Source organism: Enterococcus sp. AZ101 (genome assembly GCF_050499005.1).
In the GTDB taxonomy this organism is placed as follows: Bacteria; Bacillota; Bacilli; order Lactobacillales; family Enterococcaceae; genus Enterococcus_L; species Enterococcus_L ureilyticus.
Genome location: NZ_JBMHEZ010000001.1, coordinates 1,520,041 through 1,543,794, shown reverse-complemented (window position 1 = coordinate 1,543,794; position 23,754 = coordinate 1,520,041). Strand labels below are relative to the sequence as shown.

The 23,754-nt window shown below is 36.3% G+C and carries 21 protein-coding genes and 1 pseudogene; 8 read left to right on the top strand and 14 right to left on the bottom strand.

Annotated features, from left to right (window positions below; all coding sequences use genetic code 11):
• Positions 1 to 23: 23 nt before the first annotated feature.
• A complete protein-coding gene (locus IGJ50_RS07335; protein ID WP_069640783.1) occupies positions 24 to 1,466 on the bottom strand; it encodes a PLP-dependent aminotransferase family protein in 1,443 nt (480 codons plus the stop codon).
• Between the two features lie 428 nt (positions 1,467 to 1,894).
• Between IGJ50_RS07335 and thiD the strand changes: the two genes are divergently transcribed.
• Together thiD and IGJ50_RS07325 are read left to right on the top strand one after the other, a co-directional pair.
• Positions 1,895 to 2,719, top strand: coding sequence for a bifunctional hydroxymethylpyrimidine kinase/phosphomethylpyrimidine kinase (gene thiD / locus IGJ50_RS07330; protein ID WP_429949684.1), 825 nt, complete (start codon positions 1,895 to 1,897; stop codon positions 2,717 to 2,719).
• A gap of 11 nt (positions 2,720 to 2,730) precedes the next feature.
• Positions 2,731 to 3,279, top strand: a complete 549-nt coding sequence (locus IGJ50_RS07325; RefSeq protein ID WP_069640785.1) for an ECF transporter S component — start codon at positions 2,731 to 2,733, stop codon at positions 3,277 to 3,279.
• 59 nt (positions 3,280 to 3,338) lie between these two features.
• Here the strand turns inward: IGJ50_RS07325 and IGJ50_RS07320 are convergent, their stop codons facing one another.
• From IGJ50_RS07320 to IGJ50_RS07290, 7 genes are all read right to left on the bottom strand, one after another.
• The gene (locus IGJ50_RS07320; RefSeq protein ID WP_207121625.1) at positions 3,339 to 4,322 is read right to left on the bottom strand and encodes a permease prefix domain 1-containing protein; all 984 of its coding nucleotides are present in this window, start codon (positions 4,320 to 4,322) and stop codon (positions 3,339 to 3,341) included.
• Positions 4,322 to 4,651: a PadR family transcriptional regulator gene (locus IGJ50_RS07315; RefSeq protein ID WP_069640787.1), complete on the bottom strand. Its 330-nt coding sequence runs from the start codon at positions 4,649 to 4,651 to the stop codon at positions 4,322 to 4,324. Before IGJ50_RS07315 ends, IGJ50_RS07320 begins: the two co-directional genes overlap by 1 nt.
• Before the next feature lie 381 nt (positions 4,652 to 5,032).
• The gene (gene guaC / locus IGJ50_RS07310; RefSeq protein ID WP_069640788.1) at positions 5,033 to 6,010 is read right to left on the bottom strand and encodes a GMP reductase; all 978 of its coding nucleotides are present in this window, start codon (positions 6,008 to 6,010) and stop codon (positions 5,033 to 5,035) included.
• A gap of 164 nt (positions 6,011 to 6,174) precedes the next feature.
• Positions 6,175 to 7,551, bottom strand: coding sequence for a uracil-xanthine permease family protein (locus IGJ50_RS07305; RefSeq protein WP_429949681.1), 1,377 nt, complete (start codon positions 7,549 to 7,551; stop codon positions 6,175 to 6,177).
• A gap of 1 nt (position 7,552) precedes the next feature.
• Positions 7,553 to 8,929 carry a guanine deaminase gene (gene guaD, locus IGJ50_RS07300; protein WP_429949679.1) on the bottom strand — a complete coding sequence of 459 codons (1,377 nt, stop codon included), beginning with the start codon at positions 8,927 to 8,929 and terminating at the stop codon, positions 7,553 to 7,555.
• Between the two features lie 197 nt (positions 8,930 to 9,126).
• On the bottom strand, positions 9,127 to 11,694 hold the full coding sequence (locus IGJ50_RS07295; protein WP_429949678.1) for a DEAD/DEAH box helicase family protein: 2,568 nt from the start codon (positions 11,692 to 11,694) through the stop codon (positions 9,127 to 9,129).
• Positions 11,695 to 11,704: 10 nt separating this feature from the next.
• Positions 11,705 to 12,064: a hypothetical protein gene (locus IGJ50_RS07290; protein WP_069640792.1), complete on the bottom strand. Its 360-nt coding sequence runs from the start codon at positions 12,062 to 12,064 to the stop codon at positions 11,705 to 11,707.
• A gap of 170 nt (positions 12,065 to 12,234) precedes the next feature.
• On the opposite strand from IGJ50_RS07290, the gene IGJ50_RS07285 reads away from it, so the two are divergent.
• Positions 12,235 to 12,861 carry an MBL fold metallo-hydrolase gene (locus IGJ50_RS07285; RefSeq protein WP_340689702.1) on the top strand — a complete coding sequence of 209 codons (627 nt, stop codon included), beginning with the start codon at positions 12,235 to 12,237 and terminating at the stop codon, positions 12,859 to 12,861.
• 137 nt (positions 12,862 to 12,998) lie between these two features.
• Positions 12,999 to 13,700: a histidine phosphatase family protein gene (locus IGJ50_RS07280; RefSeq protein WP_429950053.1), complete on the top strand. Its 702-nt coding sequence runs from the start codon at positions 12,999 to 13,001 to the stop codon at positions 13,698 to 13,700.
• A 378-nt stretch (positions 13,701 to 14,078) separates the two neighbouring features.
• Here IGJ50_RS07280 and IGJ50_RS07275 read toward each other — a convergent pair whose 3' ends face one another.
• Positions 14,079 to 14,570, bottom strand: a complete 492-nt coding sequence (locus IGJ50_RS07275) for a PTS sugar transporter subunit IIA (RefSeq protein ID WP_429949676.1) — start codon at positions 14,568 to 14,570, stop codon at positions 14,079 to 14,081.
• A 179-nt stretch (positions 14,571 to 14,749) separates the two neighbouring features.
• On the opposite strand from IGJ50_RS07275, the gene IGJ50_RS07270 reads away from it, so the two are divergent.
• The 3 genes from IGJ50_RS07270 (at position 14,750) to IGJ50_RS07260 (ending at position 19,211) form a co-directional block, all read left to right on the top strand.
• Complete coding sequence (locus tag IGJ50_RS07270) at positions 14,750 to 15,580, top strand: undecaprenyl-diphosphate phosphatase (protein ID WP_429949674.1); 831 nt, start codon at positions 14,750 to 14,752, stop codon at positions 15,578 to 15,580.
• A gap of 241 nt (positions 15,581 to 15,821) precedes the next feature.
• The gene (locus tag IGJ50_RS07265) at positions 15,822 to 17,744 is read left to right on the top strand and encodes a heavy metal translocating P-type ATPase (RefSeq protein WP_429949673.1); all 1,923 of its coding nucleotides are present in this window, start codon (positions 15,822 to 15,824) and stop codon (positions 17,742 to 17,744) included.
• 73 nt (positions 17,745 to 17,817) lie between these two features.
• A protein-coding gene (locus IGJ50_RS07260; protein ID WP_429949671.1) for an IS3 family transposase occupies positions 17,818 to 19,211 on the top strand; the annotation gives its coding sequence in 2 pieces (ribosomal slippage) (positions 17,818 to 18,358 and positions 18,358 to 19,211; 1,395 coding nt in all).
• Between the two features lie 85 nt (positions 19,212 to 19,296).
• Here IGJ50_RS07260 and IGJ50_RS07255 read toward each other — a convergent pair.
• The 3 genes and pseudogenes from IGJ50_RS07255 to IGJ50_RS07245 form a co-directional block, all read right to left on the bottom strand.
• Positions 19,297 to 19,938, bottom strand: coding sequence for an HD domain-containing protein (locus IGJ50_RS07255; RefSeq protein WP_429949669.1), 642 nt, complete (start codon positions 19,936 to 19,938; stop codon positions 19,297 to 19,299).
• A gap of 83 nt (positions 19,939 to 20,021) precedes the next feature.
• Positions 20,022 to 20,644 (bottom strand): annotated as a pseudogene (locus tag IGJ50_RS07250) (DUF47 domain-containing protein).
• A gap of 12 nt (positions 20,645 to 20,656) precedes the next feature.
• A complete protein-coding gene (locus tag IGJ50_RS07245) occupies positions 20,657 to 21,634 on the bottom strand; it encodes an inorganic phosphate transporter (protein WP_429950051.1) in 978 nt (325 codons plus the stop codon).
• A 280-nt stretch (positions 21,635 to 21,914) separates the two neighbouring features.
• On the opposite strand from IGJ50_RS07245, the gene rpsT reads away from it, so the two are divergent.
• Positions 21,915 to 22,169: a 30S ribosomal protein S20 gene (gene rpsT / locus IGJ50_RS07240; protein ID WP_010764753.1), complete on the top strand. Its 255-nt coding sequence runs from the start codon at positions 21,915 to 21,917 to the stop codon at positions 22,167 to 22,169.
• Positions 22,170 to 22,354: 185 nt separating this feature from the next.
• Here the strand turns inward: rpsT and IGJ50_RS07235 are convergent, their stop codons facing one another.
• Together IGJ50_RS07235 and holA are read right to left on the bottom strand one after the other, a co-directional pair.
• Positions 22,355 to 22,612: a hypothetical protein gene (locus tag IGJ50_RS07235; protein ID WP_429949667.1), complete on the bottom strand. Its 258-nt coding sequence runs from the start codon at positions 22,610 to 22,612 to the stop codon at positions 22,355 to 22,357.
• A gap of 82 nt (positions 22,613 to 22,694) precedes the next feature.
• Entirely contained in the window at positions 22,695 to 23,726 is a 1,032-nt protein-coding gene (gene holA, locus IGJ50_RS07230) for a DNA polymerase III subunit delta (RefSeq protein WP_429949665.1), read from the bottom strand.
• Positions 23,727 to 23,754: the final 28 nt, after the last annotated feature.

Sequence of the window (23,754 nt, the reverse complement as noted above, 5' to 3'; positions counted from 1 at the left end):
CTCCTCCATTTCCTTCTATTTTATCATAGTGTAACAGAATCCAAAGTAATTTTTTTAGTGATCGTCTTCAATTTGGTTTCAAAGTTAGGTATTTGCTCATGATCGATTCTAGAAAAATTAATCCTAATACTGTCTTGTTTTTCACTAAAAAAGAAACTTGGAGCGATCAATAATCCCTCCTGTAAAAAACACGCCCAATCTTTTTGTTTAAGCCTTCCTTGTTTCCATTTTGCCCATATGTAAAAACCACCTTTAGGCATACTTACTTCCCATTCCGGCATCTTAGCGAGTATATCGAACACCGCTTTGCCTCTTTGTTCCAAACATTGTGTTAAGTTTGAAACTTTTTTAGAAAAGTCTTCATCGGTCAGTGCTAAATTTGCTAATAATTGTGGAAAAATACTTAACGAAAAATCCATCATCTTTCTAGCTTCCGCTAATTGTCGAATCACAGTTGTTGGTGCACTTAACCAACCAATTTTTGTCGTAGAACCAAGAATTTTCGAGAGCGAACCAATGTACAAGACATTTTCAGGATCTATTTTTTTTAATGGTTGGATTTGTTCTGAAGGAATGAAGTTTAATTTTGCAAATACGTCATCTTCCAAAATCGGTATTTGATAATTTTGACAAAGTTTTACTAACGCTTTTCGTCGTTTCATCGACATTGTTTTCCCTGTAGGATTTTGAAATGATGGATTAACCATGACCATTTTCACTCGATGTTGACGGATCACTTTTTCAAGTGAGGTCAAATCGATTCCTTCTTGATCCATGTTCACGCCATACAAGCGAATTCCTGCTGCTTGAAAGATGGGCAGAGCATAAAGAAAAGATGGATCTTCGATTGCAACACTATCTCCAGATTGCAACAATACTTGTAAAATCAAAAATAATGCTTGTTGTGCACCAGAAGTGATCAATAAACTTTCAGAAGGCAAGGAAAAACCGGATTCTTTTTCGGCTTTTTGACTAATTGATTGCCGTAAAGGGAAATAACCTAAATCATCTTGCTGTTCTTCTTCTAAAAAATGTTTCCAAGTCAATGGTGGAAATGAAAAGCTTGGGATTAAATCTAGCGGTAGTTCTCCCGTATATAAATCTAGTGTCTCGTCACTTGCTTGTTTGATCATTTGTTCGATTTGTTCCATAAAAGGATCTACCTTTGCAAAAGCATTTTGTTCCAAATAACGCCGCCAATCTGTTCTTGGCGTCGTACTAATTCCCCATTTCCCTTCATTGACCATCGTTCCACTGCCCTGTTTTCTAACGATCCAGCCTAAAGCAACAAGCTCATCTAATGCATGAACAACGGTAGAGCGATTCACTTGAAAGTAATCTGCTAGTTTTCTCTCCGATGGTAAACGTTCTCCTGGAAGAAGCATTCCATTTTTGATGTGAGCTAGAATCAGCTCAATAATACTTACATAAATTGGAACGCCTTTTTCTTTATTTAGTGACCACATATATTCCCTCCTGTTTGCTGATGTTTTCTTTTGGTTAGTTCTTTTGAGCACCTCTGACTTTGCTCGTCTTGTACTGCTCAACATCAAATCTCTTCGTTCTTTGTGTTTCAAATAACGGAACAACTCTCGCTTTGCTCGTCTTGTACTGCTCAACATCAAATCTCTTCGTTCTTTGTGTTTCAAATATCGGAACAACTCTCGCTTTGCTCGTCTTGTACTGCTCAACATCAAATCTCTTCGTTCTTTGTGTTTCAAATAACGGAACAACCCTCGCTTTGCTCGTCTTGTACTGCTCAACATCAAATCTCTTCGTTCTTTGTGTTTCGCAGCAATTGGATGACCTGAAAATAACCCAATTGGCTGTTTTTGTCAACTGATGTTTGTTTTACAATACAGATATCAAAATATTTTTGAATAGAGGTTGGACAATGATTAAAAAAGTATTGACAGTTGCAGGTTCTGATTCAAGTGGGGGTGCGGGGATTCAAGCTGATTTAAAAACTTTTGAAGAATATGGCACTTTTGGGTTTTCTGCTTTGACTAGTATCGTGACGATGGATCCTGATGAGGGTTGGAGTCATTTGGTTACTCCAATTGCGGCTGAATTAGTAGAAAAACAATTGAAAACCATTTTTGCCGGTGGCGCGCTTGATGCGATGAAAACAGGTATGCTTGGTACTATCGAGGCGATTGAAATTACAAGAGCTTATATTGACAAGTTTGCCATGAACAACATTGTGATCGATCCCGTAATGGCTTGTAAAGGAACCAGTGAACTCCTGCAGCCTGAAAATGTCGCTGCAATGACTCGTTTACTTTTACCGAAAGCGACAATTACAACACCTAACTTAGTCGAGGCTGGGATTCTATCAGGCCTTGGAGATTTAACTTCTGTGAATCAAATGAAGGAAGCTGCAAAAAAAATCATAGATTTAGGCCCTAAAAATGTCGTGATCAAAGGTGGCCACCGCTTAAAAGCAGATAAAGCAATCGATCTTTTTTATGATGGAAATAAATTTACCATTTTTGAAGATGAGTTGTTTTCAACTGATTATAATCATGGGGCAGGATGTACTTTCGCAGCAGCTGTAACTGCTGGTCTCGCTAAAGGCTATTCAGTCGTTGAAGCTGTTGCTCTCGCTAAGCAATTTGTATCAGCCGCTATTAAAAACGGTCAAAAAATCAATCCATTTCTCGGTCATGTTTGGCATGGTGCTTATAATCACGCTGAGAGTCGAATGAACAATAAATAAGGAGTGATTCAATGAATCAGAAAAGTTCAACAAATTCAATTGTTTTCATTGGACTATTTGCAGCTTTAACTGTTTTAGGTACAATGATTAAAATTCCAATGCCGACTGGCGCTTTTGCTCATTTAGGGAATTCAGTTTTATTATTAGCCGTACTTTTGATTGGTTACAAAAAAGGCGCTTTAGCTGGAGGGTTGGGGTTTGCAATTTTTGATGTCTTAAACGGATTTGCTGCTGAGGCTCCTTACTTTATTTTGGAAAGCTTTATTGTTGGTGGAGCGGCAGCCTTAGCGATTTTGTTTTTCCGTCAAAATATTGATACTATTTGGAAAGTTGTAGTGGTCGCTATCGCAACTGGTATTGCTAAAATAGTGATGACTCAATTAAAGAATACTGTCATGGGTCTGCTTGCGGGCGCTGACTTTAACGTAGCTTTTGCAAGTGCTCTATCTAAATTACCAGCAACTCTGATTAATGTTGTTACAACTATTATCATTGTGACACTAGTTTATTTTCCACTAAAAAAAGCAATGACTATTATTTTTTCAAAGCAATCATTTTAACTTTTGATTAAAGAAACTCCGCTCATCTTGGTTATTTTCCAAAATAAGCGGAGCTTTTTTTATTCATCTTTGCTAAAGATACTTTCTAGTATCCAAAAGACGATTCCTGCTATAGGAAAAATCGTCCAGTTTGTTCCCCAATTTCCTAAGATAAATCCTTGGACTAAAAAGATTGCCACAACGATTGGCCAATAAATCTTTTCAAGCGCTTGGAACCAAGCTGGTCTCTTACTATCACGCTCAGCTTTTGCTCTAGGACCAGGCTCATCTTCATCAGAAATAAAATAAGTCTGATCGATCATTTTGGTGAAACTTCCCATAATAACACCACCAAAAATGAAGAAGAAAACCCCCAAAGACACTACTGCTAATAAAAAAGCGATACTAAACACTTCGGATGCTTCTGAACGATATAATTCTGAAAACACAATCAGAGGAATCACTGAAAGAATACACAATGCCACTCCAGTAACAATACAAAAGACAAACGATCGCTGAAAAAGTTCTTTTCTTTTTTTCATCTCATTTTTCACTTCTATTAAAATAAATCTGTCGTTGAGTTTTTTATTTTCATTCGACATACTTGTTCCAGCAATAATAAAGAGTGGTACACCAATCGCCGCCCCCAACAATACGAATGGTAATCCAAATATCCCACCTATATTTTCACCATAAAAACCCATTGTTGCAAAAAAAAGTGCAACACCTATCATAATTGCCATAACACCTAACCCTATTTGAGTAGCTCCTTTTCGGCGTTTATTAAGAAAAGCAACTGCCTCATCTACCTTAATCGCATCTATTTCAACTCCTTTTTCATCGATAAATTCTTGTTTTATATTCATTTCATCGACTAACTCATCGATAGATCCAAACTCTGAAATCACTCCACCAATGGCTTCATTTTCAGATTTCCCTTGGCTTTTTAAATCTTCGTATCGATCTTCTGCACTTGCTAATAAATCTTCTTTCAATTGTTTTGTTTGATTCGTTTCAGTTACCCCTAAAAATAAACTATCGATATAATTTTTGATGGTTTTCATTATCTTTCCTCCTTGATAAAACGTTCAACAACTTTTTTCGTAAGTGTCCATTCTGCTATTTTTTCTTTCAAATAAGAATCGCCAGAAGCTGTTATTTTATAATAAGTTCTTTTTTTTCCATGAGTAATCTGACCAGGAAATGATTCGATAAACCCATTTTTTTCTAAACGATTAAAGGCTGAGTATAATGTTGTTTCTTTAATTGAATAATTATTTTCAGAAATCTCTGTGATTCGTTTGGAAATTGCATACCCATAAGAATCCCCTTCTTGTAATACAGATAAAATGAACGTATCATTGTAGCCTCTTATTGCATCACTACCGATCATTAAAACACCTCCGATTACTCCATCTAACGTACTACGTCTATCGTTGTAATTATCATACCATGATTACCACGACAGGTAAAGTAAAAATCGAAATAAAAAAAGTCTGAGATATAACTCGTAGAGTTATATCTCAGACTCAAGGGATCCGAATAAACAGTGGAAGCAAAAGCAACTTATTTGGAAACAAGTTGAAATTGTTGCATAACACAACAACGAATGAGTTGATGTTGCACAGTACCTACTTGGTCACAAAAATTTGGAGAGCATCAATTAGAAATCATTCAACATCGATAGTAGAAATTTCATGTTTCTTGTCATTTTAGTAAATTCCCTCTTATTTCTCAGAGTTACTACACTTCTATCCCAGCTTCCTTTTTACAATTAAATTGTATCACCATTAAATATAGAATTCTTAACAATCACATAATCAACTTTGCGAATCGCTTCAAGATCGCGACCGCCTGCATAAGAAATCGAAGATTGTAAATCCTGCTGCATTTCAACTAGTGTATCCGCTAAGCTACCTTTATGCTGAATCCAAATTTTCTTTCCTTCGACGTTTTTCTTTTCACCTTTTTGAAATTCTGAGGCACTTCCAAAGTATTCTTTATAGACAATGCCATTTTCTACTTTTGTTTCACCAGGCGATTCTTCATGTCCTGCAAATAATGAACCGATCATCACCATTGTGGCACCAAAACGAACTGATTTAGCTACATCTCCTGGTGTTCGAATCCCACCGTCTGCAATAATTGGTTTTCTAGCGGCTTTAGCACACCAACGCAGCGCTGCTAGTTGCCAACCGCCTGTTCCAAAACCAGTTTTTATTTTCGTAATACATACTTTACCCGGGCCGATGCCGACTTTTGTCGCATCTGCTCCAGCATTTTCTAATTCACGGACAGCTTCAGGTGTCCCAACATTTCCAGCAATAACAAAGGTGTCTGGTAACAGTTGTTTTAAATGCTGAATCATATTAATCACAGCATTAGAATGGCCATGTGCAATATCGATTGTTACATAATCTGGTACTAGATTGCGCTCTGCCAGCTCTTCTACAAATCCATACTCGGCTTCTTTTACGCCTACACTGATAGATGTGATCAATCCTTTGGCATTCATCTTTTCAATAAAGGGGATTCTAGCCTTTTCATCAAAACGATGCATGATGTAAAAATACTCATTTTTTGCTAAAAACTCCGCAATGTCTTCATCAATAATCGTCTGCATATTTGCTGGTACGACTGGCATTTTAAAGGTATGCTTCCCTAATTTCACGACCGTATCACATTCAGAACGACTGTTCACGATACATTTATTGGGAATCAACTGGACATCTTCGTAATCAAAAACTTTCATACTTTATTGCCTCCTACTAATTTCTATTAAAACACGCAAAAAACGAACATTAAATAAAAAATAGTTCGTATTTTCGAACACCTATGCTAATTTACACTATTCATTTAGAAAAGTCAAAGGTAAATAACGAAAAAACAGCTAATTATTGTTAATAGTTCGTGTTTTCAACAAGAAATCTTTTTTTTATTTTTTATACTGTATTCATTTTCATTCACTTTCTCGCTAGGAAGCAAGCGATTCAATAGTATGGCCGCAATTGATGCGGTTGCAACAGATGAACTGAATAGATACTGCATAAATTGAGGTAATGATTGAATAAACTCTTTCGGAATCAAGGTTAGAGCTAATGTTAAAATCATCGGAATCGCAATCACATACATTTCCTTTTCACTGATTTCTACCTCTTTCATTACTTTGATGCCGCTGATTGAGATAATGCCGCAAACGATAACAAAGACACCACCAATTACGGGAGCTGGAATAGAAGAGATCAATGTTGATAATTTCCCTGACAAACCAAAAACGATAAACCAAGCACCAGCGGCTACAAATACTTTTTTACTAGCAACTCCAGTAATGGAAATGATGCCAGCATTTGTTGAATAGCCAGTGACCGGTGTTGTCCCTAGCATAGACGAAATAAGACAACCGATTCCTTCTCCGACAACACCTTTATTAATATTATCATCGGTCAATGGTGTTTCACAGACATTACTGACTGCAAACCAAGTCCCTGTTGTCTCTGCCATTAATACAACATAGATAATCATCATCGTTAAAATAGACGACCAATCAAATGAAAAATGAACATTCACAAACGGTAATTGCGGAACACTGATTAAAGAAGCATTACTAACTTGAGATAAATCAAGAATCCCCATAAATTGTGCTGCTAAACACCCAATAACTAACGCTAGAATAACCGATGAAATTCGAAAAATCCGACCTTTTCCTGGAAAACGTGAACCGATCATCGCGAATAATACAAGGGATGATGCTGCGATCATTGCTAATAAAATATTTTGTCCTAAATCGCCTGAAGCTGAAAAGATATTGTCATTCAATGCAACTGGCATTAGTGATAAACCAACAATAAAAATAATCGTACCTCCAACAACAGGAGGCACAAAAGCTTTGATCAACCGGTTAAAAATACCCGTTACCCCTAAAATAATAACCAAGATTGCACCAATCAAACTGGCGCCTAGAACTGTCGACCAGCCATTGCCGCTTTGATTATTCGCAAAATAAATACCGGCAATTGCACCAATCGGAATAAATGACGGACCTTGTGCCACAGGTAGCTTCATACAAAAATAAGATTGAATGATTGTTGCAATACCTGCTGCTATAAAAGTTGATTGAATCAAGACTGAGGATTCCTTCGTCGTCAAGCCAATAATTGAAGCAATAATAAATGGAACGACATAAACATCCATCGCTAAGACATGTTGAATGCCTAAAAAAAGAGACTGCGCATTTGATAAATCATCATTTGGACCTACTGTTAATTTTGATTTTTCCGCTTGAGTATTAGACATTTTACATTTGCACCTCTAATTCTTTCATAGATTTATCATGGACTTTTCTTCCTTGAACCCAGACTTCAACAATATTATCAGGTCGTGATAAATAGAGGAGTTTTTGAAAAATAGCCATTAACGGTTCTTCTTTTGAAAAAATAGGAAGTTCACTACTATCAATAATTTGGACATCCCAAGCGTAATCAACCGCTAATCTGCCAATGGGTAAACTCAGCGCTTGACCGCCACCGGCTGTGGCGAGATAAAAGGCCTCATTTAAGCTGATTCTAGAGTTTGATACACCACGTTTTTCGCTGCAACATTCTTTATCGACGCCATCTTCCAACATTCTTGATGACATGACAGCTTGCTTGATATTGTCAAACAAGCTTGGAGAGAAGCCACCAGAAATGTCACTGCCTAATCCTATTTCTACTTGATATTGATTTAACAGTTTAGCAATTGGCGTGACTGCATTACCAAAGTAGGCGTTCGAAATAGGGCAATGCGCCACTGCTGTCCCTGTTTCGGCAAATAATTTCATATCTTGATCTGATAGAAAACCACAATGAGCCATAACAGATTTTTCGGTCATCAAACCAAAATCATCTAAGGCAAAAGCATCATTTTTACCAAATCGTTTCCGAACAAAATCGTGTGCCCAATCACTTTCACTACAATGAGATTGGATATGGATGTCATATTTCGCGGCTAACGCGCCCAAGCCTTTTAATGAAGCGTCTGTACAACTTGGAATAAAGCGAGGTGTCACAACCGGATACACGCCTTGTGGTGTCCGTTTATTTAATTCAATTATTTCTTGAATGAATAACTCTGTTTCTGCAAGCGCTGTGCTCGGGGACTCATCACGATAATATTCAGGATTTTGTTCAGGATCGTCCATTACAACTTTTCCTACTAAACCTCTTTGGCCTTTTTCACTACATATTTCAGCTAATCTTCGGCTTGCTTGCCGATGAACTGTAGCAAAATACATAGCGGTCGTTGTGCCATTTTTTATTAATTGCGAAACTAAATCTGAATAGACTTGCTCCGCAAATACCAAGTCAGAAAATTTTGCTTCTAGTGGAAATGTATAGGTATTAAGCCACTCATACAAAGGCAAATCTAATGCCGTTCCTGCTTGCGCCCACTGCGGTGCATGAATATGAAGATCAATAAAACCAGGCAAAATGAATTGTCCTTTTTTAAGATTTTGAAATTGATTCTTCATAGAATAAGCTTGGATCGTTGATTGGTATTCTTCGTCCTCTGGTAAAATCACTTTAGCGATTGTTCCGGACTCTGAGATACAAAATAGAGCCTCTTCAAAGATTTCAACATTTTTTGGATCTACACTTGAAAAACCAGTTCCTTTTACAACAAATTTAAACAAAATAACGACTCCTTTCATAACAACTCAAGGACATTATATATAATAATTCGTATTTAATCTATATTTTTATTAAATAAAATAAAAAAACATTCCGAAATAAATCAAAACACGAACTTTATTCGAAAGAACCCCTTAACCAAAAAGATTTTACCTTTCTGTTCAAGGGGTTGCGTTTAAATAAACCGTATATTAATTTCCTATTGCCAAATGCTCTTTTGGATAATTTTGTTTTGGCTGGCTTCTTTTGATAATTTCACCTCAGAAATTTTTGCCTGTACAAACTGTTTTCTTCCGTTCAGAGTTCTAGAATAAATCAAATCACCTCGAACGGAAAAATAATCTTCGATCGCTTTTTGATATAATAACGCTGACTTTTTGTTTTTAGCAAAGACTTCTGGAACACTAAAAAAGCCAGCTTTTTGGGTATAGATAAAATAGCGTGGATTTTTTATTTCAGAAAGTGCTTCCGCCATTGCAGTATAAAATAACCGTTCCTCTTGGTAACTCGCTTGTGCTAGATAACAACTACATTCCTTTTCTGATACTGCCATACTTAATCGGTCCAACGCATCTGAAGCAACCATATTAAGTTTTATCATTGTCTCTGTAATACTAAATGCTAATTGACGAACATGTTTTATTTCTTTTTGCCAGGCTTTTTTTCTATTATACTTACTATATGCTTTAGAAACCTTCTTCTGATTTAATGTAAATAAAAGTGCTGCTCCATCAAGTCCTAGTAACATACTGCCTAAAGTTAAATTGAAGTATGCAACGACTAGACTAGCAGTAGTAAAAATCGAAGCGACAATCCATGGATTTCGTTTTCGTTTAATAGAATTTGGTGCTACTTCAGCTTTCACCACGAAATTCCAGCCTTCAATTGGACCAAGCCGCGATTCTTTCCGAACAATTAGCGGCATAGTTAAATGACTGCCTTTTTTAAGTGCTTGTTGCCAAAATGCTGCGAGTTGGCTACGTTGCCCGCTCCAATAAAGCATTTCTTGATTGTATACCGCTATCTCTTTCCCTGAATAAACACTTAACAAATCGAAACGTTCGATACCACTTTCAATGCTTGGATCTGTTTCAAAAGTCAATCCACAGACATAACTCATTCGCTGTATAATTCGATTGACATTAACTTGCTTTGAATAATCAACTCTTGGAATCACAACCGCCAAATGCCAAATATTGGTTGTCTTTCCTTCTTCATTGATTCGCAATCCCCGCCCTCTTAGTTGTTGCGTTTGAACAAAGGAAGCAGAGTGATTGGCTAATACCACAGTGTTTATCGCAGGACAATTCCACCCTTCACCAAGCAAACTGCTTGTTCCAATTAATAATTGAATTGTTTTTTCATTCACTAATTGAGTTAAAATAGTCAAAGCTTCCGACTGTTTTTTCTCATTTGGGTAAACAATAGCATACCCAGAGAAATAAGGGTGTTCGTCTATTTTGATAGAAATTGGTAAAAAATGCTCTTGCAATGTTTTAGGAATAATCAAAAATTCACCACAAATCACTCCCATTGCTATTTCTTCTTTAAAAAACGGCATTAAACTATCAAAGATAGGAATCAATCCATACTCCAATTCACCATTCTTTCCTAATAGGACCTCTTTTTTTATAAAATCTGTTAAGACCAATCCTGATAGCTCTCTGCCTAATTTCTCATACTCACAAAGTAAAATCTGAGAAATCGCAGTCTTCTTTTCAATTGGCGCTTGATTTAGTATATTTTCAGAAAAATCTGGAAATAATTGTAATTGATTTTGAGCTACCCAGCCTTGTGTTTCTAAGTAATTAAAAATTAGTAAATTAGGGGCTTTATCATATAAGTAAACTAACAAATCACTCATATGCTGTTTTTCAAACGTTGGAAATGAAATTTTTTCGCCTTGTGCTTTCGTTAGCCCAAGCAACAACCAATGTTCCTCGGTCAATTGATAGCCATGTAATTGCAAAAATAATAGCGCACTTAAATAAACCTCAAAGGATTGATAAATAAAGGCTGCTTGATTTTTTGGATCTTGTATAAAGGCTTGTGCTAATAAATAATCTGCTATTTCTACACTGGCTACAATTGCTTCGACCACGTTCGCTTGCTTTTGCAAAAAATTTTCATAACAATTAGTAATCTCACTAGGAGCAGAAACTAGATAGAGGTAATCCTGATGAGGCGCTAGCACTTGCTCTTTAATCAACTCAGGAATCGTGATTTCTTCATCGATTGGACCGTTTAACAATTGGTATTGTTGCCATTCCTGCACATTTGCATCATACGGAGGTGTTGCGGTTAGTGAAACAGTCAGTAGTTGCGGTACTGATGCCTTTAACTTTAGTAAAAATTCACCCCAGCTTTTCTTTAAATGATGTGCTTCATCCAGTACTAACACGTCAATTTTTTTTCTTTCCAAAAAACCTATATCGTCAGCTAGCCGACTGTACACGGTTTGGTATGTTTCAATCGTAATTTCTTTTATTGACTCGATTGAAGTGGATATCTGAATTCTATCAGACTTATTTTTCAAAAAAGCTGTCTGAATCGTATCTGTCCATTGTTGCTTTAATACTAAAGACGGAACTAATATCAACGTTTTCCTATTTAATTGTCGAACTATTTCTATCCCTAAATACGTTTTACCAGAGCCTGGTGGAGCTACTAGATGGATAGATAGGTTCTCTTTATATTTTGGTATTCTAGCAAGCAGCTTTTTTTGATATTCATGCCACTCAATGTTTTCATCTGTTAAAATCGTCATCTTTTGAATCTTAATCCTTTCCCTGACTTGACTGGTCTAAACGATCGATTTTTGCATGAAGTTCCGCAATCGTTTTTTGCATCTCTTCATGCATTGTATCATGTTTTTTATGCAAAGTTGATAGGCTATGGTGAATCAGTGTCCCGCTTCCTGCCGCTAAAGATGCACCTAGAGCACTTAAAACATTGGTATAATTTCCTAAGATTAATTGTACATTCGCAGATGGCTGAACATTTTTTAATGACGGAAGCCACATTGTCAGCACGGCAAAGACTACAAGATAGAAAAAAAGAAATAGATAAATAAAAATGGAGATTTTGCTAGCAAGCAAGGCTGGGATCTGCTCTAAAAACTGATTGATTTTTTTCATTTATGACCAACTCCTTTTCAGATCGATTCTTACTGAGAATCTCTCTTTATTATGAGTGATAGGAAAATAAAAGTAAAACATCCGTAATTTTAACTAACTCCACCTTTTGATTCTACTCTAAATTAGGTTATACTTAGAGAAGAATCTTATTTACTAGGAGGCAAATTATTTTGTTAAAAATCGAACGTATCCCAACTGGTACAATCCAGGAAAATTGTTACTTAATTTACAATGAAACAAGCCTTTTGATTATTGATCCTGGTGCTGAAGCAAAAAAGATTACGGAAATGATCGAGAAAACCGACACTACACCTGTCGCTATTTTACTGACGCATACTCATTATGATCATATTGGTGCAGTTGAAGAACTACGTCATCACTATTCGATTCCTGTATATGTCAGCCCACTTGAACAGGACTGGTTATCTAACCCAATTTTGAATTTATCTGGTTTAGGTCGGCATGATGATATTGCGGATATCATTGTGCAGCCCGCCGACGTAGAATTTGAATTGATTGATTATGATTTAGGCGGTATTCGTTTTTCCGTTGTTCCAACTCCTGGGCATTCGATAGGAAGTGTAAGCTTTATTTTTGACGACTTTGTTGTCACAGGCGATGCGTTGTTTAAAGGAAGTATCGGCCGTACCGATCTTCATACTGGTGATATGCAACAGCTTCTCCACAGTATCACTACGTATCTTTTTACTTTACCCGATGAATTTCCAGCCTACCCTGGCCATGGAGATGCTACAACCATCGAGCATGAGAAAAAGACAAATCCTTTTTTTAACTAAATTCAGACTATTATCAACGAACTTAAATTATTTAAGATGGTAAAAAAGCAAGTTGAAAAGAAGGAATCCTTGTTCTATTTATACTATCATGCTTAAAGGCTGATAGAATTTCTCAGCCTTGAGATTTAGGAGGAAAAATTATGAAACCGACAACACTATATATCATTCGCCATGGAAAAACGATGTTCAATACAATTGGCAGAACACAAGGTTGGTCCGATACCCCTTTAACAAAAGAAGGCGAAGAAATCATTCGCTATTTGGGGTTAGGTTTAAAAGATACGGTATTCCAAGAAGCATATTCCAGTGACAGTGGCCGTGCCATGCAAACTGCAAGGATCATTTTGCAAGAACATGAAAATGGTGCTGCCATTCCATACGGAACCGACAGTCGTATCCGCGAGTGGTGTTTTGGCTCTTTAGATGGTGGTTATGATGGTGAATTGTGGGGAGTTGTTCCTAGAATTCTAGCATTTAAAGATTATGAAGATATGATGACCAACAGAATAAGTTATAAAGACTTAGCAGATGCGATTATTGCGGCAGATACTGCAAATTGGGCTGAACCTTATGACAAAATTCGTGAACGTGTTTGGAGTGGCTTTGAAGACATTGCTCATCACCGAGAAAAAAATGGGGGTGGTAATGTCATGATCGTTTCTCATGGCTTGACGATTTCGTTTTTACTATCACTGATCGATAATCGTTTACCAATGCAAATTGGACTGGAAAATGGTAGCGTAACTAAACTCACCTATGAAAATGGGTCATTCACTATTGATATAGTCAACGATACTCATTTTATTGACAATGGACGTGGTATTGCTTCCGCTCATTAAACTCAAAAGAAGCATCTAGAAGAGAACGTAGCTGTTTTCTTCTAGATGTTTTTTGAATGGTTGAACAATAGTCTAGTTTAAATCGTTTTTTACGATCTGAACAGCTCGATTATGTGATTGCGGCTATAAGCTTTATCTTGATCACTGAACATTGGGTCGCTAAGATATAAACTCCTTCTCTTCTAAGCTCAAATAGTATATTTGAAACATGATTTCAAGTATGCTGTCATAAAAAGAAAAAAGGTAAGAAATAACCGTTGAAGTTATCTCTCACACTTTTTAAATCCAGATAGTCGATGGAATCATTGGCAAGAATTTCCTTTTTTAAAGTTACAACTTCACTTGAACAGAATGGGACGTCACCTGATTTCGTCCTAATTAGGCGTTAGCAATACCAATTTCATCTCCTGCACTGACATTACCTATCTTAGTAAGTTCAAAGCTTTTCACCGCATCCATATTCGTAATCACAACAACCATATCGATTGCTTTATCAGCTGACGTTATTGCTTCCAAATCAACTTCCGCAATTAAAGTTTCTTGAGTCACTTTGGCTCCTTCGCTTACTTTTATATTAAAAGGCTCTCCATTAAGTTCGACTGTATCAATCCCCATATGAAGCAAAATTTCTAACCCATTTGCCATTTTCATCCCAACTGCATGTTTTGTTTGAAAAACACTTAAGACTTCTCCAACAATAGGTGAATAAATATCACCTGTCTCAGGAATTACGGCAAATCCATCTCCCATCATTTTTTGAGAAAAAACGGGATCATTGACTTCACTAATAGGAATTAGCTTCCCAGTTGCCACAGCATAAAGCGTTTCATTTAATTGAATTGTTTCTTTCTTTTTTAAAAATCCAAACATTTCTTTTCTCCTCCAATTTTTATGAATAATAATAGTATAGAAAATTCTCAGAATAATTACAACAAAGAATTCATTGTAACTAAATTTTTCTAACACTGATGAAAAGTTAGTTGGTTTTTTTTATATGAAACGGTATACTATTAGTGATTTATTATTTTATTCTAGAAAGGATTGAACCTATGCTTTTATCAAATTTATGGAAAGCAATTATTCTAGGGATTATCGAGGGAATAACTGAATGGCTACCAATCAGCAGTACAGGGCATTTAATTTTAGTGGATGAATTTATTAAAATGAATCTCAGCAAAGATTTCATGGAAATGTTCAATGTGGTGATCCAACTTGGTGCGATTATGGCAGTTGTTGTGCTCTATTTTCATAAGCTGAACCCCTTTTCACCACAAAAAGATGCGACTGAAAAAAAGGATACTTGGATTCTTTGGTCAAAAGTTGTTGTTGCCTGCGCACCGGCTGCGATCATTGGGATACCGTTAGATGACTGGTTGGAGGCAAAATTCCACAACTTTTTTACAGTCTCTTTGATGTTGATTGTTTATGGGATTGCTTTTGTTGTGATTGAAAAACGTAATCGAAATCACATACCAAAATGTACAGATTTACGTAATTTTACTTATAAAGCTGCTGCTATCGTTGGTTTTTTCCAAGTACTCTCATTGATTCCAGGAACTTCCCGTTCTGGCGCAACCATTTTGGGTGCAATCATTATTGGTGCCTCTCGCTTTGTTGCAACAGAATTTTCATTTTTCCTTGGCATTCCTGTCATGTTCGGTGCAAGCTTTCTGAAAATAGGTAAGTTTATTATGAAAGGTAATTCATTTGGGTTCACCGAAACGTTTATTTTATTAGTCGGTTCGATTGTCGCTTTCGTTGTTTCGATCATTGTAATCAAGTTCTTACTAAACTATTTAAAACGAAACGATTTTACTGCATTTGGATGGTATCGAATTGTACTGGGTGTTTTACTGATTAGTTATTGGTTATTTTCATAGTTTATTTAGAACCGATTTTATCGGTTCTTTTTTTATTCTTCGTGTAGTCCAGTTGTTGGCTTATTTCTATTTCCAATGATAATGATTATCATTACTAATTAGAATAAATATACTTTCAAAAAAACATGAAAGCTTATTTAATAACATTAATGCCAATTGATAATTACTATCGTTCTCATTTAGACATTTCCATTATCATTTAAGATTTATTTATGCTATGCTCTATTTGAGGAGTGATAAAATGAAAATTTCAGAAGAAAAAAAAGCACTACTAGCCACCATACTTTGTCTAATATTTATGGTGATTGGATTTATTTTAGAAAAATCAGGTACAATTTTTTACCCTATTAGTTTTATAGTAGCTATCATTTTTGGCGGGTTTAAACAAACCAAAGCAGGTCTACTAGAAACTCTTGAAAATAAACGTCTCAATGTTGATTTACTTATGGCCTTAGCTGCTATCGGTGCCTGCATTATTGGTAATTGGTTTGAAGGAGCTATGTTGACGTTTATCTTTTGTCTTAGTGGTGCATTAGAAGAATATACGACAAATAAAAGTAAAAAAGAAATCTCCAGTCTAATGAATCTACAACCTGAAATGGCTTTGCTATTAAATGAGCTAGGTAAAACAACTGAAACGCCTGTGAAACAATTAAAAATCGGTGATTTACTGCTTGTTCCTAAAGGAGCACGCATTCCCATTGATGGTATTTTGACCAGAGGTTGTTCAACGATAGATGAGGCTGCGGTCACTGGTGAGTCTATCCCAACTGAAAAATCAATTAATGATCCCTTGTTTGGCGGAACAATCAATCTAGGCGAAGCAATTACAATGACAGTGAATACTACGAGCGAAAATACGCTATTTTCAAAAATCATTCGTTTAGTGGATGAAGCACAAAATACCCCTTCACAGACCGCAAGTTTTATCGAAAAACTAGAAAATACCTATGTAAAAATCGTTTTGATTGCAATTCCTATGATGATTTTAATTCCTTATCTATTTTTAGATTGGTCTTGGAATGAAAGCTTTTATAGAGGAATGGTATTGTTGGTCGTTGCATCTCCTTGCGCATTAGTCGCTTCTGCAACTCCCGCTACATTGGCAGCAATTTCCAATGGGGCAAGAAATGGTGTGTTATTTAAAGGCGGAATTTACTTAGAAAATTTAGCTTCTTTAAAAGCAATCGCTTTTGACAAGACTGGAACTTTAACTCGTGGTATTCCAGTTGTTACGGATAGTGTCTTTTTAAAAAATAAACAGGAAGGTTTAAATGTCCTTTTAGCAATGGAAAGACAATCCACACATCCCTTAGCTCAGGCAATAATAACCAGATTCGACAATGAGACAACTACACTCTATGATCAGATAGAAGTAAAGAATATCACTGGATTTGGAATGGAAACCACGATTGACTCAATAACGTGGCGGGTGGGGAAAAATACCTTCAACACACAAATAGGCGAAAAAAAGGAATTGGAAAACGAAGTTGCTCGGTTACAAAATGCAGGAAAAACGGTTGTTTATCTATTTCAAGAACAAGAAATCGTCGCTTATTTTGGACTTTTGGACATTCCTAAACCTGAAGCATATAAGGTGATTGCTTATTTTAAACGATCTGGGATTCATACTACAATGATTACTGGCGATCATGAAAAAACTGCCCTTGCTGTAGCATCACAACTTGAAATTGATGAAGTTCATGCTGATTGTTTGCCACAAGACAAAACAACAATCATCAAGCATCAAAAAGAAACTTATGGTGTCAACGGAATGATCGGTGACGGGATCAATGACGCACCCGCTCTTGCTAATGCAGCTATTGGCGTTGCAATGGGTGAAGGGACAGATATAGCGATGGATGTAGCTGATATAATCTTAATACAGAATGACCTAGAAAAGCTACAAATGAGTCATCTTCTTTCTAAAAAATTAAAACGAATCGTCACGCAAAATATTCTGTTTTCTTCTAGTGTCATCCTATTCTTGATTCTATCAAACTTCTTTCAAATCATCAATTTGCCACTGGGTGTTATCGGTCATGAAGGAAGCACAATTCTTGTTATCTTAAACGGATTGCGGATGCTAAAAACGATTCCTCTTGAAAAAACAACTATGTCTGAAAACAAATATTCTTCGCAAACAGCAGACTTTGTCCAATAATAAAAAAGACTGCAGCCCATGAAGTGAGCCCCCTAAGTTAGACCAGAAAATCTAACTTAGGGGGCTTTTTATAGTGGCTAAATATGATTATGACTTTAAAAAATCAGTAGTTGAAGCGTATCAGAGGGGAGAAGGTGGGTATGTGGATCTAGCTCGCCGATACGGTATTCCAGCTGATTCAACAGTAAGAAAATGGGTAAAGATTGTAGAAAAATTGGACTTTAATGCCTTAAACCGACGTAAAAATAAACAAACTTATTCTTCCCAATTCAAGCAAGATGTCATACACTATTATTTGACTAGCGGTGACTCTTACCTTAATGTCGCATTGAAATATGGATTGCCATCTGGAAATCTACTCCAACATTGGCACCAACTATTTCTGCGTGAAGGCATTGAAGGTCTCTTACCGAAACTGAAAGGAAGGCCTTCAATGACTAAGAAAAAGAAGAAACAAATACCAAAAAGGCCGTTAACGCGTGAACAAGAACTGGAACGAGAAAATGAACTGCTTCGTGCAGAACTGGCCTTCGTAAAAAAGCTCCGAGCTTTAGGGATGAATATCCCAGATCGACTCAAGAACGAGATGCACGAATCATCCACGAACTCCGAAAGGAGTTCCGATTAACGATTCTTCTTGAAGCGACAAAATTTCCTAAAGCGACATACATGTATTGGCAAAAGCGATTGAATCGTGGGAATCCAGATGCCAAGCTAGAGGAAACCATTCAAGAAATCTTCGAAGAAAACGATGGGAACTATGGGTATCGTCGGATTCAAATCGCCCTGAACGAACAGGGAGTAAAGGTAAATCAAAAGAAAATCCGTCGAATCATGCGTAAGCTTGGGCTGAAGAGCGTAAAGTTTACACGCAAATCACGTAAGTACAATTCCTACAAAGGGACTGTTGGACGAGTGGCAAAGAATCGGATTCACAGACGATTTGTTACCTCGGTTCCTCATCAAAAGATTACAACTGATACTTCTGAATTTAAGTATTATGAACAAGATACGAACGGAAAACCTGTCATCAAGAAGCTGTATTTAGACCCATTCCTAGATCTGTTTAACGGGGAAATTCTGTCCTATCGAATATCAGAAAAACCAAATGCAAAGGCCGTTCTTGATGCTCAAAAAGAAGCCATAGAACAAACCGCGGACTGCCCCTATCGTCGGACTTTCCATTCTGACCAAGGCTGGGCTTACCAGATGAATGGTTATAGAAAGCCTTTAGCGGAGAAAAAAATATTCCAGAGCATGTCCCGAAAAGGGAATTGTCTTGACAATTCACCGATGGAAAGCTTCTTTGGTCTATTAAAGCAAGAAATTTATTATGGTGTGATTTATACAAGCTTTAAAAGGTTGAAGAGGGCAATTAAAGAGTGGATTAATTACTATAATCATCACCGAATCAAAACAAGGCTCGGCTGCAGTCCCGTTCAATATCGCAAACGGATGACCGCATAAAAACCCGACCAAATTTCTTCGGTCGGGTTATGGTCTAACTATTGGGTCTCACTTCACCCATAATCTTTTGGCTGCAGTCTTTTTTTTACTCATTCCACTCTTTCATAAACTCTTTTAAAAATTCTTCTAAAAATACTTGGCGTTTTTGCCCAATTTTTTTTGCGTAATTTGTATTTAGTCCTGTATTTAGCCGTATGATCTTCTCGTAAAAATGGTTGATGACCGTGCTATCTTTTCGATATTCACTTTTTGATTGAAGTGTTCTAGGTAAAATTTTTGGATCATAGATAGGATTTCCTTTATGGCCGCCATAATAGATTGTTCGAGTAATGCCAATGGCTCCCATAGCATCTAAACGATCAGCATCTTGTACAATTTGGCCTTCAATGCTAAGCTTTTCTCTTGTTCCTGTCAGTGTTTGACTAAAAGAAATGTTTTCCACTATATGAATGATTCGTTCAACTACACTAACAGAAATGGTAAGACTAGCCAAAAACTCACTTAGTTGTTTATAAGCATCTTCTGGATCAGAAACTAATTTATCATCCACTGTATCATGAAGATAAGCCGCCGCGATAACAACAAAGTGATCACATTGTTCTGTATCAGCAATTTTATTTGCTAAGCGGACCACTCTATTGATATGATCCATGCCATGTCCCGTTTGGTCTTTTAGCATAATTGCCTTTGTATAGTTTTTGATTGCCTCTATATTTTGATCGCGCATTCTATTCCTCCAAACGATATACCTGTAGGGATGTCGAAACTTTTACCTCGAATTATCATCATTCTATGATTAATAACTCTTGGTTAACTATTTTTAATGACTAGTCCACCAATTACATTGACTACAGATTCACTTGCATTTAATAATTCTTCTAATTGATCATAGACATTTTTCCAGCGAATAACCTCAACTGGATTTTGCTCGTTAGTGAATAATTCTTTAAGAGATTCACTATATAATTTATCCGCTTTTCCCTCAATCTCACTTACCTCATTAATCATTGTATGCAGTGTTTTGGAATTCTTAAATTTTGCAAATTCTTTTGTAGCAGTTAAAACACCCGCCGTTGCCTCTACTCCGTAAGTAATAAATACCATGGCGTTATCATTTAATTCTTTCACAACTAAGCTACTTAACAAATAGGCAATACTGTTGATTGTATCCAAGACATCATCTAAGCGTTGTGTTATTTCAACAATATCTTCTCTATCAATCGGTGTAATAAACGAAATATATAATTCACTTAGAATTTTTTGAACAATTGATCTCCTTCTTTTTCCAATACGTGAATTTTTTCAGCTTCTTCCTCTAATTTTTCAAGTGAATAATCCATTGCAATCATTTCTAAAAGCTCTGCCGCTTGATGTGCGTTCATTGCCAAACGTTCTAATTCACCAAAATAATCGAATTGCTTTTTTCTAGCCATCTTATTCTCTCCTTAAAATACCGCCATAAATAGTTTCGCCATAACAAAGGCAATGATCCCACAACCTGGAAAAGTCAAAATCCAAGCAATCAGCATCTCTTTTACAATGCGCCAATCGACACTAGATACACGTTTCGAGGCACCGACCCCCATAATTGCAGTTGTCTTTGTATGTGTGGTAGATACAGGAATTCCAAAAATAGATGCTGCAAACAAACAGACTGCTGTACTTAAATCCGCCGCAAATCCTTGATAAAGTTCCAATTTCACCATATCCATTCCAACTGATTTAATAATCCTCATGCCGCCCACTGACGTACCAAATCCCATTGTGACTGAACACAAGACCATGACCCAAATTGGAATAATAAAGCCTGAACCTGACTTTTCTGCTAGATTATTATAATAAAGCCCTAACATAAAGACTCCCATAAATTTTTGACCATCTTGAGCACCATGTAAGAAGGCATTAGCCGCCGCACCGAACGCTTGACCATAGGTAAATACTTTATTAGCAGTTCTTCTAGCTACACCTCTGAAAAGGATTACAATTAGCTTCGTAACAAGAAATCCTCCACCAAATCCCATTACCGTAGAAACCACTAGTCCAACTAATACTTTGGCCCATTCAGTTCCATTGACAGCTCCAAGTCCTCCTAAAGCCATTGCTGATCCCGTCAGACCAGCGATCAATGCATGACTCTCACTTGTTGGAATTCCAAAATACCACGCTGCAACAGACCAAACTACGATCGAAAATAATGCAGCGGCTAACGCTACTTGCAATGCATTTCCATGCGCATCAAAGCTCACGATATTACTAATTGTTTCAGCAACTTGTGCATTAAAGTATGTCATCACCAACGCACCAAAAAAATTCATGACAACAGCCATCCAGATCGCAACATTTGGTTTTAAAACCCGTGTCGAGACAGCGGTTGCAATTGCATTTGGCGCATCTGTCCAGCCATTGACAAAAATAACGCCCATAACAAGAGTGACCGTTATAATTAAAGCAATATTCACATTGACACCACCATTTCATTTTTCCCCTGCTATGATAGCATATTTTTTATAAAAAGTATCTAGTTTTCTGATCAAACTTAAAGTCATTAAAGTTTTTCACATAAAGAAAACCGTAATTTCACTGTTAAGGAAAAAAACTTGTCATCTTTTATTGCAATGCCTGTTTGGATTAGGTATAATGATTAGTGTTGAATTACATATGGATTTTCCTGTGTAAGACCTTAATTTATCGGAGGTGAAAGAAATGCCAAATATTGAATCTGCAATTAAACGTGTACGTACTAACGCTAATAAGAATGCTCAAAATTCATCTCAAAAAAATGCTATGCGTACAGCTATCAAGAAATTTGAAGATGCTGTAGCTGCTGGTGCTGACAATGTTGATGCGTTATATACAGAAGCTATCAAAGCTGTTGATATGGCTGAAACAAAAGGATTAATCCATAAAAACAAAGCAGGCCGTGACAAATCTCGTTTAAGCAAAAAATTAGCAAAATAATGATTTGTAGAAGTTAACATTCGTGTTAACTTCTTTTTTATTAAAAAAAGACTGAATTATAAAGCTTAGCATTTTATCATCCAGTCCTTTAAAGCCGAAATTCACAATGGTGCGCACTTTTGTTTCAGTCACATTTCTATAAATTAAAACAGGTCAAAATTTCGTTTGACTCGTTTAAACTACTGCTACTCAATTAGATAAACCGCACTAGCTGATTGAATGATTGTTTCGTTTTTACTTGTTTGACCTGTCTGTCCCCATCTAACGTAAACCTTTTGATCGTCAGCCAGAATTTCTTGCATTTCTAATCCAAATTGTCCATAAAGTTCAAGTATATCCTTTACATGTTCAATATAATCTTGAGGAGATTTTGTTATGATATACTCATTTTCCGATTGAACTTGATGTGCAATAACCTGTACACGCATAAGATCATACACCACTTAAAGATTGCTCCCTGATCGAACCTCTCTGAAAAATATTTCAATGATTTTCTTCGATTCATTCATAATAAATCCTCCTATTTTAGCGAGTCACTTGCCCAGATAATTTGAGAATAAACAATTCAAAGAGCAACTCTTTGTCCATCTGACCTGTTTTCATTCTAAAATCATTTTCTACTAATTCGTCATAAATTGCTTGTAGACGATCTAACTCAAAGCGTCGCACTTGCTGTAAAGCAAGTTTAATACGATAAGGGTGAATTTTTAAGGTTTCCGCAATATTTGCTTGTTGATACCCTAATTTAGCTAAGATTTTTGTTTGTAAAAATAGGCGGATTTGATTTAATAAAATAGCATTTAATTTAATGGTCTCTTCCCCCTGAAGAAGTAGATCTTCATACAATTGAATTGCTTTCTCACTAGATCCAGATAAGACCTCGTTTGTTAAATCAAAGACATTATGTTCTAAAGATTTTGGTACGAGTTCTTTGACTCCATATAAAGAAATTATTTTATTTTCAGAAGCATATAAAAATAACTTTTGCAATTCACCCATTATTTTTGAAAGATTTAGATCTGTCAGCTGTACTAATAAATCAAATGCTTCAGGTCGTATTTCATACCCCTCACTTTGAATTGTTTGTTCTACATACTGCCTTACTTCACGCTCTCCCATGGGATTTACATCAATGACTTCTGCCTGTTTTTTGATTGCTTTCGTTATTTTTTTACGTTCGTCTAATTTTTCGACATTTGCAATAAAAACTAAGATAGTTGTTGGTGAAGGCTGTTCCAAATACTTAAGCAAACTCTCGATATCATGATCAAGTCCGTTCGTTCTTCTTTCCGCCGTTAAAAAATAAGGATTTTCTATAAATACCAAGCGATAGTCTCCAAAAAAAGGAATCGTCTCAGCTTCCTCTATGGCTATAGATAGGGGAACCTCCTCCATATCAAAAGAAGAATAATTGAACTGATCATCTTCTGTTTTGATTAATTGATCCATCAATTCTGTCTTAAATAACTCGCCCAAATAACTCTCTGTTCCTTGAATTAAATAGACAGAAGCAAACTGCTGTTGTCTTACCTGTTTCAATGCCTCTTGTAAATTCATAAATTCCCTCATTTCTCTTTTCAATCCT